Source organism: Halomonas sp. BN3-1 (assembly GCF_003056325.1).
Classification (GTDB): Bacteria; Pseudomonadota; Gammaproteobacteria; order Pseudomonadales; family Halomonadaceae; genus Halomonas; species Halomonas litopenaei.
Map to the genome: position 1 here is coordinate 222,629 of NZ_PYVV01000001.1, position 12,293 is coordinate 234,921.

Sequence of the window (12,293 nt, forward strand, 5' to 3'; positions counted from 1 at the left end):
TAGTAGCACCTGACTTGGCCAGCACCTGACTTGGCCGGCGCCGAAGGCGCTGTGTGACTATCGAAAGCGCATAAATGAAAACGCCCGCGTCCTTGGACGCGGGCGTTTTGCTTTCCGGCGAGTGATCAGCTGTTGTGGCCGTCACTTGCCTTTTCGGCCTCGAGCTTGCGACGCTCGCGCGGGTCGTTGTGGGCCCGGCGACGGCGACGGCGGCGAGGCGCCTGGCCATCATCAGTGGCGCCACTCAAGGCGTCGTCTTCTGCCTTGGCTTCTGTCCTGGCGTCGTCGGCCTTGGCGTCAGCCTTGGGCGCCTCGGCTTTCTCTTCCGCCTTGGTATCGGCCTTGGGTGCCTCCGCTTTCTCTGCAGCTTTCGCTACGGCTTTCTCTGCAGGTTGGGCGTCAGCCTTGGGAGTCTCGGCCTTTGGCGTCTCGGCCTTGGCTTCGGCTTTCGGCTCGGCTTTCTCTGTAGGCTTGGTGTCAGCCTTGGGAGTCTCGGCCTTTGGCGTCTCGGCCTTTGGCGTCTCGGCCTTGGGGACCTCAGCCTTGGCTTCGGCTTTCGGCTCGGCTTTCTCGTCAGCTTTCTCTGCAGGCTTGGTGTCAGCCTTGGGGGCCTCAGTCTTGGGAGCCTCGGGCTTGGGAGCCTCAGCCTTGGCTTCGGCTTTCGGTTCGGCTTTCTCTGCAGGCTGGGCGTCAGCCTTGGGAGTCTCGGCCTTGGCTTCGGCTTTCGGCTCGGCTTTCTCTCCAGGCTGGGCGTCAGCCTTGGGAGCCTCGGCCTTGGCTTCGGTCTTCGGCTCGTCCTTCTCTACGGGCTTGGCGTCGTCCGACTTGGGAGTCTCGGCGTTGGCGACGGCCTTGTCGTCAGCCTTGGGAGCCTCGGCTTTGGCACCGGCCTTGGCGTCAGCCTTGGCAGTCTCGGCTTTGGCATCGGGCTTGGCGTCAGCCTTGGGGGCCTCGGCTTTGGCATCGGCCTTGGCGTCAGCCTTGGGAGCCTCGGCCTTGGCGTCAGTCTTGGCGTCAGCCTTGGGGGCTTCGGCTTTTGTTTCGCCTTTTGTTTCGGCTTTTGCTTCAGGCTGGGTCTGTTCGGCCGTAGCTTCCGTAGCGCTTGCCTGGCCCGCATCGGGCTGAGCTTCCTGAGCCGCGGCCGCTTCCGCCTGCAGGCGTTGCTGCTCTTTCAGCGCCTCGGGGTTGATGGCCTGCTTGCGGCTCCGGTTGCGCGGATTGTTGCGGGTGCGCTTGGGCTTGCTGTCCTTGGCAGCATCGCTGCTGGCAGCATCTGCCTGCTGCGTTTCACCGCGGCTGGCCGAACGGGGCGACTTGTTGTCGTCGCTCTTGCGGCTATCCGGCTGGCGGCTTTCCTGTTGACGACCCTCCTGCTGACGACCCTCTTGCTGACGTCCTTCAGCCTGGCGGTTGTCCTGCTGACGATTGTCGTCACGGCGAGAGCGCTGGCGGTTGTCGTTGCCGTCATTTCTGTCGGCTCGAGTGTCTGCCTTGCTGTCGGTGCGTGTGTCGTTTCGAGTCTCGCTGCGGCCGTCGCTCTTGGCGGCCGGCTGGCGGCGATCCTGCTGGCGACGGTCCTGGCTGTTGCCATCGCTACGGTTGGATCTGTTGCTGCTCTGACGCTGGCCGTTCTGGCTGCCACCACGGCGATTGCGCTGTCGCGTGTCGCTACCGCGCTGCTGGCCGCTGTCGCTGCGCTGTTGGGCGCCGCGCTGAGCATTGTCGTCGCGACTCGGGGACTGAGTGCGAGTGCTGCTCGAGCCTTGGCTGCCGCTCGCGGCGCCGTTACTGGTTTCTTCCTCGCCGCCGAGGAAGCGAGCGAAGCCCTTGACCAGTCGACCGAACAGGCCGGCGTTCTGAACCGCCTGACGAGACTCTGCGGGGCTCTGACGGCCTGACTGGCGATTAGCCTGAGGGCTGCTCTGCCTGCGGCTGGACGACGAGGCCTGGCGACCGGATTGAGCGCCCTGAGCGCTGGGCTGACGACTGGGCTGTGCGGGCTTGTCCTCGCTGGCGGCCTCTTCCTGGCTCAAGGAAGCGGGGGCAGGGGCGTTGTGGACCACGCTCTTGACCGCGGCTTCGGCGCGTTGCACCGGCTTGCCGAAGGCGGCGTCGGGCTCCTTGCCGACCTCGGTGTCGGTGGACAGCTCGAAACTGGAGGCGTTGGCGGTGCCTTCCTCGTCGACGTGGTCGTCGCGCAGACGCTGGACGTCGTAGTGGGGGGTGTCCATGTCCGGGCTTGGCAGGATGACCACGCGGACGCCCTGGCGACGCTCGATATCGGCCAGGATGGCGCGCTTCTCGTTAAGCAGATAGGTAGCGACAGGCACCGGCAGGATGGCGCGGATCTGAGCGCTGCGCTCCTTCATGGCCTCTTCTTCGATCAGGCGCATGACCGACAGCGAGAGCGAACGCACGTCACGGATGGTGCCCTGGCCGTCACAGCGGGGACATACCACGCCGCTGGTTTCGCCGAGGGACGGGCGCAGACGCTGACGCGACATTTCCATCAGGCCAAAGCGCGAAATACGGCCGATCTGTACCCGGGCACGGTCGAGCTTGAGGGCGTCGCGAGCGCGGTTTTCGACCTCGCGCTGGTTGCGTGCTGGCCCCATGTCGATGAAGTCGATGACCACCAGGCCGCCGATGTCACGCAGGCGCAACTGGCGAGCGATCTCGTCGGCCGCCTCCAGATTGGTCTGCAGCGCAGTCTCTTCGATGTCACTGCCGCGTGTCGCTCGCGCCGAGTTGATGTCGATGGACACCAGTGCCTCGGTGTGGTCGATCACGATGGAGCCGCCGGAGGGCAGCTTCACTTCACGCTCGTAGGCGGTCTCGATCTGCGACTCGATCTGGAAGCGCGAGAACAGCGGCACCTCGTCGGCGTACAGCTTGATCTTCTGCTGGTAGGACGGCATCACCTGGCGAATGAAGGCCAGCGCCTCCTGGTGCACCTCGGGGCTGTCGATCAGTACCTCGCCGATATCCTGGCGCAGGTAGTCGCGCATGGCGCGAATGATGACATTGGACTCGCGGTAGATCAGGAAGGGGGCGGCGCGCTTGCCGGCTTCCTCGGTGATGGATTCCCACACCTGTACCAGATAGTCGAGGTCCCACTGCAGCTCTTCGGGCGACCGACCGATACCGGCGGTGCGCACGATCAGGCCCATCTTGTCGGGCACGCTGAGCTGGCCCATGGCTTCCTTCAGCTGGGCGCGTTCCTCGCCCTCGATGCGACGCGAGATGCCGCCTGCGCGGGCGTTGTTGGGCATCAGCACCAGGAAGCGGCCGGCCAGGCTGACAAAGGTGGTCAGGGCGGCGCCCTTGTTGCCACGCTCTTCCTTGTCGACCTGAACGATGACTTCCTGACCTTCCTTCAGTACTTCCTTGATGCTGGGGCGGCCGGAAGGCTCCTTGACGAAGTACTCGCGAGCAATTTCCTTGAGGGGCAGAAAACCGTGGCGTTCGGCGCCGAAATCGACAAAGGCGGCTTCGAGGGAGGGTTCCACGCGGGTGATCTTGCCGCGATAGATATTGGCTTTTTTCTGTTCCCTGGCACCGGATTCGATGTCCAGGTCGTACAGGCGTTGTCCATCCACCAGGGCGACACGCAGCTCTTCGGGCTGGGTCGCGTTGATGAGCATCCGTTTCATGTTGTCTCGCAATATGGGCGCGCCGGAGGGCGCCCATGGGCAACGGCAAGGGTGAACCGTTGGTGCAGCGTGCTTGTGCTCAGCGCATGTCGCGGAAGCTGCGCCCGGCCGCGACGTTACTTCATCAGGAACGTCACGGCATGATCATGTTGAGTACGGGGCGGAGGGAGGACGTGTCTCGGTGGGGCCTTGCCCATCCGGTCCTGCCGTCACCGCCAACACCTGGCATTCATCGATTCACCGCTGCCGGCCTCCGGCACGGTGTTGTACGTCTCCCGGCGACGGCCCACCCCTTCGGAAAGGTATCCAGCTGGGGTGGAGCGCGCCGGGCTCGGTGTTGTCACTTGACATCGGCGGCGGGACCTCTGTGGGTCGTCGCGGCCTCTGTGGCAAACGCTGTGTCAGTCACGTTTCGCTCGGGCCTGCGTGTCTAGTCGTGCAGGCGCTTGCAGGGGTCAATCGGACCCGGGGAGCGAACAAGCAATATAACAGCAATGCCAGGGGTCAGCAATTGGCGACAAGCTGCGCTAGAATGGCGCTTTATTGCGGGTTTCGAGTGGGGTGACAGCGTGGCCGAAGGGCGTGAAGTGCAGTGGGTGGAAGTGACCGAAGGCCAGGTCGGCCAGCGCGTCGACAATTTTCTGATGAGTCGCCTCAAGGGCGCCCCCCGTTCGCTGGTGTATCGCATCGTGCGCAAGGGTGAGGTGCGCGTGAACAAGAAGCGGGTCAAGGCGGATACCCGTCTGGCGCTTGGCGATCTGGTGCGTATTCCCCCGCTCAAGCTGGCACCGCAGGAGGCAGTGCGCGAGGTCAGCGATAATCTGCGTAATCTGCTGGTCGGCAGCGTGCTGCTGGAAGGGCCTGACTGGATGGTCTTGAACAAGCCGTCGGGACTGGCGGTGCACGGCGGCAGTGGTGTCAAGATCGGACTGATCGAGGCGCTGCGGCAGGTGCGCGAGGACCTGGACTTCCTGGAGCTGGTGCATCGGCTGGATCGGGATACTTCAGGGTGTCTGCTGCTGGCCAAGTCCCGGCCGGCGCTGCTTGCGCTGAACCAGTCGCTCAAGCAGCACAAGATGAACAAGCAGTATCTGGCGCTGGTGGCAGGCCGCTGGCCAGCCCGTCGGGATTTCGTCAGTGCCCGCCTGGATCGCTACGACGCCGGCAACGGCGAGCGTCGAGTCAGGGTCGATCCGCAGGGCAAGGTGGCTCGGACCCGCTTTGGTGTGCGTGAGACCTTTGCCCGTGCAACCCTGGTGGAGGCGGAGCCGATCACCGGGCGTACCCATCAGATTCGCGTCCACGCTGCCCACGCCGGACACGTGCTGTTGGGCGACGACAAGTACGGTACCCGAGAGGGCGCTCGCCTTGGGCGCGAACTGGGGCTGGATCGCCTGTTTCTGCATGCTGCCTCGCTGACCTTCCCCGAGCCGACCAGTCAGCGGCCGGTGCAGATTCGCGCTCCCCTCGACGATGCCCTGGAAACTGTGCTCGACAAGGCTCGGCGGCGACAGTGAAAGATGTCGCCGGCGGCCTTGCCTGGTGCCCGCCTTGTGGCAAGAAAGACTGAAATTACAGTGCGCTAAATGAGCAAGTGTGGGTGAATCGCTGTGTCTGGCGGACGTGGTGAGCCCGCGCTGGGCAGGCGAGCCAGGTTGCCAAACGATCGTCCTCGGCCAAGGATTCAGGTAAGGCATCGGCGGTTTGTGCCGGCGATGCGCCCATGAGTCTTCGGAGGGTAGGACGGTCATGCGTGTCATCAGCGAAAGAGAACAGTTTCCCGGTCACGACGGCAACCAGCTGGCGGCGAGGTTCGACCGGCCGGAGGTGGGTGAGCCCCAGGCGGTGGCGATCTTCGCCCATTGCTTTACCTGTACCAAGGATATCCTCGCCGCCAAGCGTATCGCCGCACGACTGGTGTCGCGGGGCGTGGCGGTATTGCGCTTCGATTTCACCGGTCTTGGTCATTCCGAGGGTGAGTTCGCCAATACCCATTTCAGCTCCAACGTCGATGACCTGGTGGCCGCCGCCAAGCATCTCGAGGGGCGTGGGCTGTCGCCGTCTCTGCTGGTCGGTCATTCGCTGGGCGGCGCGGCGGTGATCGCCGCTGCCGAGCGACTGCCCGGGGTCAAGGCGGTGGCCACCGTCGGGGCGCCTTACGACCCGGCTCATGTGGTGCATAACTTCGGCTCGAACCTCGACGTCATCGAGCGCGAAGGGGAGGCCGAGCTGGTCCTGGCGGGTCGTCCCTTTACCATCCGCAAGGCCTTTATCGAGGATCTCCAGAGTCAGCGTCAGCACGAGCGCATCGAGAACCTGGGGCGTCCGCTGCTGGTGCTGCACGCGCCCAACGACGAAACGGTGGAGATCGAAAACGCCTCGGCCATCTTCACCGCCGCCCGTCATCCCAGAAGCTTTGTTTCGCTGGATGACGCCGATCATCTGCTGACCCGGCCCCAGGACGCCGAGTACGCCGCCGAGGTCATCGTCGGCTGGGCGTCGCGCTATCTGGGCCTGGAGGCGCCGAAGCCCCCCGCGGGAGCGCCTGAAGGCGTCACCCGAGTATCCGAAGCCGATCCTGCAGGCTTTCGCCAGGACGTGGTCGCGGGTGCGCACCACCTTCTGGCCGACGAGCCGCTTTCCTACGGTGGGACCAATCTCGGTTTTACGCCGTACCAGTTGCTGGCGGCGGCGCTCGGCTCCTGCACGGCGATGACCGTGCGCAGCTACGCCAGGCGCAAGAAGCTGCCGCTCGATGATGTCACCGTGGACGTCTCCCATGACAAGATTCACGCCAAGGATTGTGGCGAGTGCGAGGCGACCAGTGGCAAAATCGACCACTTCGAACGTGTCCTTTTCCTGACGGGGGATCTCGACCAGGAGGCCCGCGACAAGCTCTTGGCCATCGCTGACCTGTGTCCGGTGCATCTGACGCTGGAGGGCAAGGCCAGGGTGGTGACTCGGCTGGCAGACTAGTCCTGACGGGCGCAGGCCGCTGTCACTGCTAGTCGTGGCGTCTGGTTCTCTGGTGCTGCGCCGAGCCGGTCTGCGTGCTTGAGTGACCCATCATCGGGGAAGAGGCATTTATCCATGGGCGATGGCGTGGACGCCGTCGTCTCTCGAGGAGTTGTCTCTTGCGCTATGACCTGACCATCTTTGACTGGGATGGCACCCTGATGGATTCCATCGCCCGGATCGTATCCTGCATGCAGGCGGCTGGCCGCGAGGCCGAGTGGGGCGAGCTGGGGGAGGGCGAGATTCGCGATATCATCGGTCTCGGCCTGCCGGAAGCCATCGCCACACTGTGTCCGGGTATCCAGCCGGAGCAGGCCGAGCGTTTGAAGGCACGCTATGCCTGGCACTTCGTCGAGGGTGATGCCACCCCGGTCACCTTCTATCCCGGCGTCGAGGCGGGTCTGGCCTCGCTATCCTCGACCTCGGCGCTGGCCGTGGCCACCGGCAAGAGCCGTCGCGGGCTCGATCGTATCTTCCGCCAGAGCGACACCGGTCGCTTCTTTCGTGCCAGTCGTACCGCCGACGAGACGCGTTCCAAGCCGGATCCCCTGATGCTGGTCGAGCTGCTCGAAGAGTGCGGCGTCGACGCCTCCCGCGCCGTCATGATCGGCGATACCGAGTACGATATGGAAATGGCGCGTGCCATCGGCATGCCGCGCATCGCTGTCTCGTATGGTGTGCACGATGTGCAGCGGCTGTCGCGCAGTGAGCCGCTGCTGGTGGCGGATCGCTTCGATCAGGTGCTGGATCATCTGGCTGGCTGAATCGCGTCGATCGTCTGGCAAATCGTTTTCTATTCCTGGTTGTCGCCAGGCTTGCAAGGAGTGGTGGGATGTCGGATACCCCCAAGGATGACCCCTGGACCCAGGGGGAGATGTCGTCTTCCAGCGGCAAGGGAGCGGCTGCGGCAGCCGGCGGTAGTGGGCCGGACAAGAGCGGCGGCAGCGGGCCGGCTGAACCCGGCGGCAACGGGCCGGTTGGATCGTCCGGCGGCAGCGGGTCGGCTGAACCCGGCGGCAGCGGGCCGGCTGAACCCGGCGGCAGCGGGCCGGCTGGATCGTCCGGCGGCAGCGGGCCGGCTGAATCGTCCGGCGACAGCGCCGAAGTATTGCGGGAGCGCCAGCGCCTTGCCCAGATCGAGAGCATGGACCGCTGGATCCAGAGCGTACTGGTCGAGCAGCGGCGCAGTCGGCGCTGGAAGCTGTTCTTTCGTTTCGCCTGGCTGGCGCTGCTGCTGGGAGTGGCGGCGCTGGTGGGCTTTGCACTGCTGATGGTGCCTGGCGATGAGCGAGAGCAGGCCAGGCATCTTGGGGTGGTCAAGGTCGACGGTGTGATCGATAGCGAGTCGCCGGCCAATGCCGAGCGCCTGATCGAAGGTATCGAAGCCGCCTGGGAGTCGCCCAGCAGCGCCGCGGTGGTATTGCATATCAACAGTCCGGGCGGCAGTCCGGTGCAGTCCCAGCGGGTCTACAAGGCGGTGATGGCCCTGCGCGAGCGCGGCGACAAGCCGATCGTCGCGGTGGTCGAGGACCTGGGGGCCAGCGGCGCCTATTACATGGCGTCTGCGGCGGACGAGATTGTCGCTGCGCCGTCCAGTCTGGTCGGCTCTATCGGCGTCATCTACGCCGGCTTCGGGCTGGAGGGGGCCATCGATGACCTGGGTGTGGAGCGGCGCGTCTTCACCGCAGGCGACAACAAGGCCTTTCTCGATCCCTTCTCCGAGATGCGTCCCGAACAGCAGGCGTTCTGGCAAGAGGTGCTGGATACGACCCATCAGCAGTTCATCGATGCGGTCAAGGCAGGGCGCGGTGATCGTCTGGCCGATGATCCCCGGATCTTCAGCGGCCTGATCTGGACCGGAGAGCAGGCGCTGGAGCTGGGCCTGGTGGATCGCCTGGGTACCCTGGACGAAGAGGCCCATGAATGGCTCGACCAGCCACGAATCAAGGACTACACCCCATCCCAGGACCCCTTCGACCGCCTGGCTCGGCGCTTCGGTGTGGGCGTGGCCCAGTGGATGGGGCTGCCGCAGGCGTCATCGCCGGTGCGTTATCAGTTGCCCTGATCGCCGTTCGCGACATCGGTGGCGGATGCCGCCAGGGGGTCGGCGCCAGCCTCGCGCAGCCACCGGCACAGCAGAATCAGAGGGAGGCCGATCAGACTGTTCGGGTCGTCACCCTCCAGGCGCTCGAACAGGGTGATGCCGAGACCCTCCATGCGAAAGCTGCCAGCGCACTGAAGCGGCTGCTCGCGGGCGACGTAGGTGCTGATCTCGGTGTCGGTGAGACGGCGAAAGACCACGTCATAGTGCTGGTAGCCGACCCAATGGCGATGCTCGGCGGTGTCGAGCAGCGCCAGTCCGGTGACAAAACGCACCCGTTGCCCCGAGAAGGCTCGCAGTTGTGCGCAGGCGCGCTCCTGGGTGTGGGGCTTGCCCAGGATCTGGTCGTCGAACAGGGCTACCTGGTCGGAGCCGATGATCAGGTGGCGCGAGTAGGCGTCGGCCAGCGCTTCGGCCTTGGTCAGCGACAGCCGCTGCACCAATGATGTGGGCGTCTCGTCCGTGCCGCGGGTCTCGTCGATGTCCGGGCTCGCCCAGGAGAAGGGCAGGCCCAGCCGTTCAAGCAGTTCGCGGCGCCAGGGTGAGCTGGAGGCAAGCACCAGTGGGGTCATGCGTCCTTCCTTGCAATGTGTGGAGTCGTGTCGGGGAGGCCCGCTATGGGCAGGTTGTGCTCGTCGGGTTCGAGCGGATCCCGGGACATGGTAACCTATTGAGCACAGGGCTTTGACAGGGGCGGAACGAGTGCCTATCATTGCGCGCCTATGTTGACCTCACGATTGCCCGGCCGGGTCGAGCCCTACAAGCTCGCCGCCCAAGCCGAACACCTCGAAGGCCTGGTGGCGCTGGCCGACATGAGCCGCCTGACCGAAGAGGTCGGCGCTCAACAGGGCGATGCCAGCGCCTGGCTGGAATTCGCCATCGACGCTCAGGGGCGTCGGGTGATCCGGGGGCGCCTGGAGGCCGATCTGCAGCTGCCGTGTCGCCGCTGCCTCGAGCCCATGGCCCAACATGTCACGAGCGACTTCCTGCTCGGGCTCGTCAGCAGTGACGACCTGGCCGCCGATCTGCCGAGCACCCATGAACCGGTGCTGGTGGAGAATGAACAGCTGGACCTGCTGGGCGTGGTCGAGGATGAACTTATCCTCAGTCTGCCCCAGGTGGTCTACCACGACGAGTCAGAGTGTCCTGTCTCGCGCGACCAGCTGAGCAGCGGGGCGGATGCCGAAGTCTCGGAAGCGCCCTCTGGCAGTCCCTTTGACGTGCTCAAGCGCCTCAAGGGCAACACCGATACCTGATCGATTTTTTGTGGAGTGATTTCCCATGGCAGTTCAGCAGAACCGTAAGACCCGTTCCAAGCGCGGCATGCGTCGTAGCCACGACGCCCTGAGTGCACCGACCCTGTCCCAGGACAAGGAGACCGGCACCACTCACCTGCGTCACCACGTCTCCCCGGACGGTTTCTATCGCGGTCGCAAGGTCGTCGACGTATAAGTTGACGACGCCTCGATAGCGCCTGGCCGCCGGGATGCGGATTGCCGTAGATGCCATGGGCGGGGACAAGGGTCCCCGCGCCACCGTGGCGGGGGCGGCCAGGGCAGTCATCGAGGACCCGCAGCTCGACATTCAGCTGTTTGGCCCTGCGGGCCTGCTGGATGACGAGATTTCACGCCTGCCGCGGCCTCTGGCCGCGGCGGCGTCGCATCTGCACCTGTGTGACGCACCCGATATCATCCCCGCCGATATGCGCGCCTCTCAGGCGCTGCGCCGAGGTCATGCTTCAAGCATGGCTCGCATGCTTGACTGTGTGGCGGCGGGTGAGGCCGATGTCGGCGTCAGTTCCGGCAATACTGGCGCCTTGATGGCGCTGTCGCGCCGCGCCCTTGGCATGGTTCCGGGCGTGCCGCGCCCGGCCATCAGTACCGCGATTCCGACGCGAGGCGACGGACGCTGCTATTTGCTTGATCTGGGTGCCAATGTGGATGTGTCGGCGGAGCGCCTGGTGGACTTCGCCCTGATGGGCGATATCATGGCGCGCCACGTCGACGGTCTGGCGGCTCCGCGGATTGCCCTGCTCAACGTTGGGGTGGAGTCGACCAAAGGCTCCTTGGCGGTACAGCAGGCCGATGCGGCACTGCGCCAGGTGGCCGGGATCGACTATCTTGGCTTTATCGAGGGCGATGGCGTGTTTGCCGGTCAGGCGGACGTCGTGGTCTGTGACGGCTTTGTCGGCAATGTGCTGCTCAAGGCCAGCGAGGGCCTGGCCAAGATGCTGGTCGGTCGCGTCCAGGCGACCTTCGAGGCGCACTGGGGGAGTCGGCTGGTGGGGATGCTGGCCCGTCCAGCGCTCAGACGATTGAAGAGTGAACTGGATCCGGTTCGCTACAACGGCGCCAGCCTGCTGGGGCTGGCGGGTATTGTGATAAAGAGTCATGGCAGCTGTGACGCTCAGGGTTTTTACTACGCCCTGAAGCGCGCCTCCCAGGAGGTCAGCCGTGACTTGCCGAGCCGGCTGGAGGCCGAGCTCGACCATCGTCGTCCATCTTCCGGTCCCTTGTCAGGGGGCAGTGTGGATATGGATGATGGCCAACAAGAGCTATAGGTGATCAAGATGACTCAACCGCTTGCCCTTATCTTCCCTGGGCAGGGGTCGCAACAGGTCGGCATGCTGCGCGATCTGGCCGAACGCTACAGCGTGGTGAGGACGACCTTCGAGGAGGCCTCGGAGGCGCTGGGTTACGACCTGTGGCAGGTGGTCCAGGAAGGTCCTGCGGAGGCGCTCAATGCCACCGCCTGCACCCAGCCGGCACTGTTGGCCTCCAGCGTGGCGATCTGGCGCGTGTGGCAGGAACTCGAGGGCCCGCGCCCCGGTGCCATGGCCGGCCATAGTCTCGGCGAATACAGCGCCATGGTGTGCGCCGGCGCGCTTTCCTTTGCGGAAGGGGTTCGTCTGGTTCGCCTGCGCGGCGAAGCCATGCAGCAGGCCGTGCCGGCCGGGCAGGGCGCCATGGCAGCGATTCTCGGTCTGGACGACGCGGCCGTCGAGCAGGCCTGCGCCAAGGCGGCCGACGGGGACGTGGTCTCTGCTGTCAACTACAATGCTCCCGGGCAGGTGGTGATCGCCGGCAGCAAGGCCGCCGTGGATCGTGCCATCGCCGCCTGTCAGGAGGCCGGGGCCAAGCGCGCGATGCCGTTGCCGGTATCGGTGCCTTCCCACTGTGACCTGATGCGGCCGGCCGCCGAGCGGCTAGAGCAGGCGCTTGGTGATATCGAGCTCAAGGCGCCGCGCTATACCGTGGTGCAGAACGTCGATGCCCAGGCCCATGCCGATGTGGCCACCCTGCGCACTCGCCTGATCGAGCAGCTCTACCAGCCGGTGCGTTGGGTCTCCTGCGTCGAGAAGATGGTCGACGGCGGTGCCGAGGTGTTCATCGAGTGCGGGCCCGGCAAGGTCCTCACCGGCCTCAACAAGCGTATTGCCCGGGGCAGTCGCGGACTGGCGGTGAATGATCCCGACAGTCTCAGTGCAGCCCTTGAGCTGGCTCGCGAGATCAACTGATCGAAAG

The 12,293-nt window shown here is 65.2% G+C and carries 10 protein-coding genes; 8 read left to right on the forward strand and 2 right to left on the reverse strand.

Annotated elements, in window-relative coordinates; genetic code table 11:
* Positions 1–125: 125 nt before the first annotated feature.
* A complete protein-coding gene (locus C9F12_RS01035; protein WP_205254605.1) occupies positions 126–3,653 on the reverse strand; it encodes an Rne/Rng family ribonuclease in 3,528 nt (1,175 codons plus the stop codon).
* A 569-nt stretch (positions 3,654–4,222) separates the two neighbouring features.
* On the opposite strand from C9F12_RS01035, the gene C9F12_RS01040 reads away from it, so the two are divergent.
* From C9F12_RS01040 to sppA, 4 genes are all read left to right on the forward strand, one after another.
* Positions 4,223–5,170, forward strand: coding sequence for an RluA family pseudouridine synthase (locus C9F12_RS01040; protein WP_108447677.1), 948 nt, complete (start codon positions 4,223–4,225; stop codon positions 5,168–5,170).
* A gap of 232 nt (positions 5,171–5,402) precedes the next feature.
* A complete protein-coding gene (locus C9F12_RS01045) occupies positions 5,403–6,629 on the forward strand; it encodes a bifunctional alpha/beta hydrolase/OsmC family protein (protein ID WP_045993401.1) in 1,227 nt (408 codons plus the stop codon).
* A 158-nt stretch (positions 6,630–6,787) separates the two neighbouring features.
* Positions 6,788–7,432 (forward strand): HAD-IA family hydrolase, encoded by a 645-nt coding sequence (locus tag C9F12_RS01050; protein WP_108447678.1) that lies wholly within the window; start codon positions 6,788–6,790, stop codon positions 7,430–7,432.
* A gap of 68 nt (positions 7,433–7,500) precedes the next feature.
* A complete protein-coding gene (gene sppA / locus C9F12_RS01055; RefSeq protein WP_240184123.1) occupies positions 7,501–8,733 on the forward strand; it encodes a signal peptide peptidase SppA in 1,233 nt (410 codons plus the stop codon).
* Here sppA and C9F12_RS01060 read toward each other — a convergent pair.
* A complete protein-coding gene (locus tag C9F12_RS01060; protein ID WP_108132680.1) occupies positions 8,721–9,341 on the reverse strand; it encodes a nucleoside triphosphate pyrophosphatase in 621 nt (206 codons plus the stop codon). The genes sppA and C9F12_RS01060 overlap by 13 nt on opposite strands.
* Positions 9,342–9,491: 150 nt before the next feature.
* Between C9F12_RS01060 and C9F12_RS01065 the strand changes: the two genes are divergently transcribed.
* From C9F12_RS01065 to fabD, 4 genes are read left to right on the forward strand one after another with little or no spacing between them, the layout of a single operon-like run.
* Positions 9,492–10,025, forward strand: coding sequence for a YceD family protein (locus C9F12_RS01065; protein WP_045993405.1), 534 nt, complete (start codon positions 9,492–9,494; stop codon positions 10,023–10,025).
* Positions 10,026–10,050: 25 nt separating this feature from the next.
* Complete coding sequence (rpmF, locus tag C9F12_RS01070; protein WP_010627954.1) at positions 10,051–10,221, forward strand: 50S ribosomal protein L32; 171 nt, start codon at positions 10,051–10,053, stop codon at positions 10,219–10,221.
* A gap of 34 nt (positions 10,222–10,255) precedes the next feature.
* Entirely contained in the window at positions 10,256–11,329 is a 1,074-nt protein-coding gene (gene plsX / locus C9F12_RS01075; RefSeq protein WP_083970469.1) for a phosphate acyltransferase PlsX, read from the forward strand.
* Positions 11,330–11,338: 9 nt separating this feature from the next.
* Entirely contained in the window at positions 11,339–12,286 is a 948-nt protein-coding gene (gene fabD, locus C9F12_RS01080) for an ACP S-malonyltransferase (RefSeq protein WP_045993431.1), read from the forward strand.
* The last annotated feature ends 7 nt before the right edge of the window (positions 12,287–12,293 follow it).

What these genes read in the sequence shown, in the direction of transcription:
- C9F12_RS01035 (WP_205254605.1), bottom strand. Translation starts at nt 3,653, where the DNA reads ATGAAACGGATGCTCATCAACGCGACCCAGCCCGAAGAGCTGCGTGTC.
- C9F12_RS01045 (WP_045993401.1), top strand. Translation starts at nt 5,403, where the DNA reads ATGCGTGTCATCAGCGAAAGAGAACAGTTTCCCGGTCACGACGGCAAC.
- sppA (WP_240184123.1), top strand. Translation starts at nt 7,501, where the DNA reads ATGTCGGATACCCCCAAGGATGACCCCTGGACCCAGGGGGAGATGTCG.
- C9F12_RS01060 (WP_108132680.1), bottom strand. Translation starts at nt 9,341, where the DNA reads ATGACCCCACTGGTGCTTGCCTCCAGCTCACCCTGGCGCCGCGAACTG.
- C9F12_RS01065 (WP_045993405.1), top strand. Translation starts at nt 9,492, where the DNA reads ATGTTGACCTCACGATTGCCCGGCCGGGTCGAGCCCTACAAGCTCGCC.
- rpmF (WP_010627954.1), top strand. Translation starts at nt 10,051, where the DNA reads ATGGCAGTTCAGCAGAACCGTAAGACCCGTTCCAAGCGCGGCATGCGT.
- plsX (WP_083970469.1), top strand. Translation starts at nt 10,256, where the DNA reads ATGCGGATTGCCGTAGATGCCATGGGCGGGGACAAGGGTCCCCGCGCC.
- fabD (WP_045993431.1), top strand. Translation starts at nt 11,339, where the DNA reads ATGACTCAACCGCTTGCCCTTATCTTCCCTGGGCAGGGGTCGCAACAG.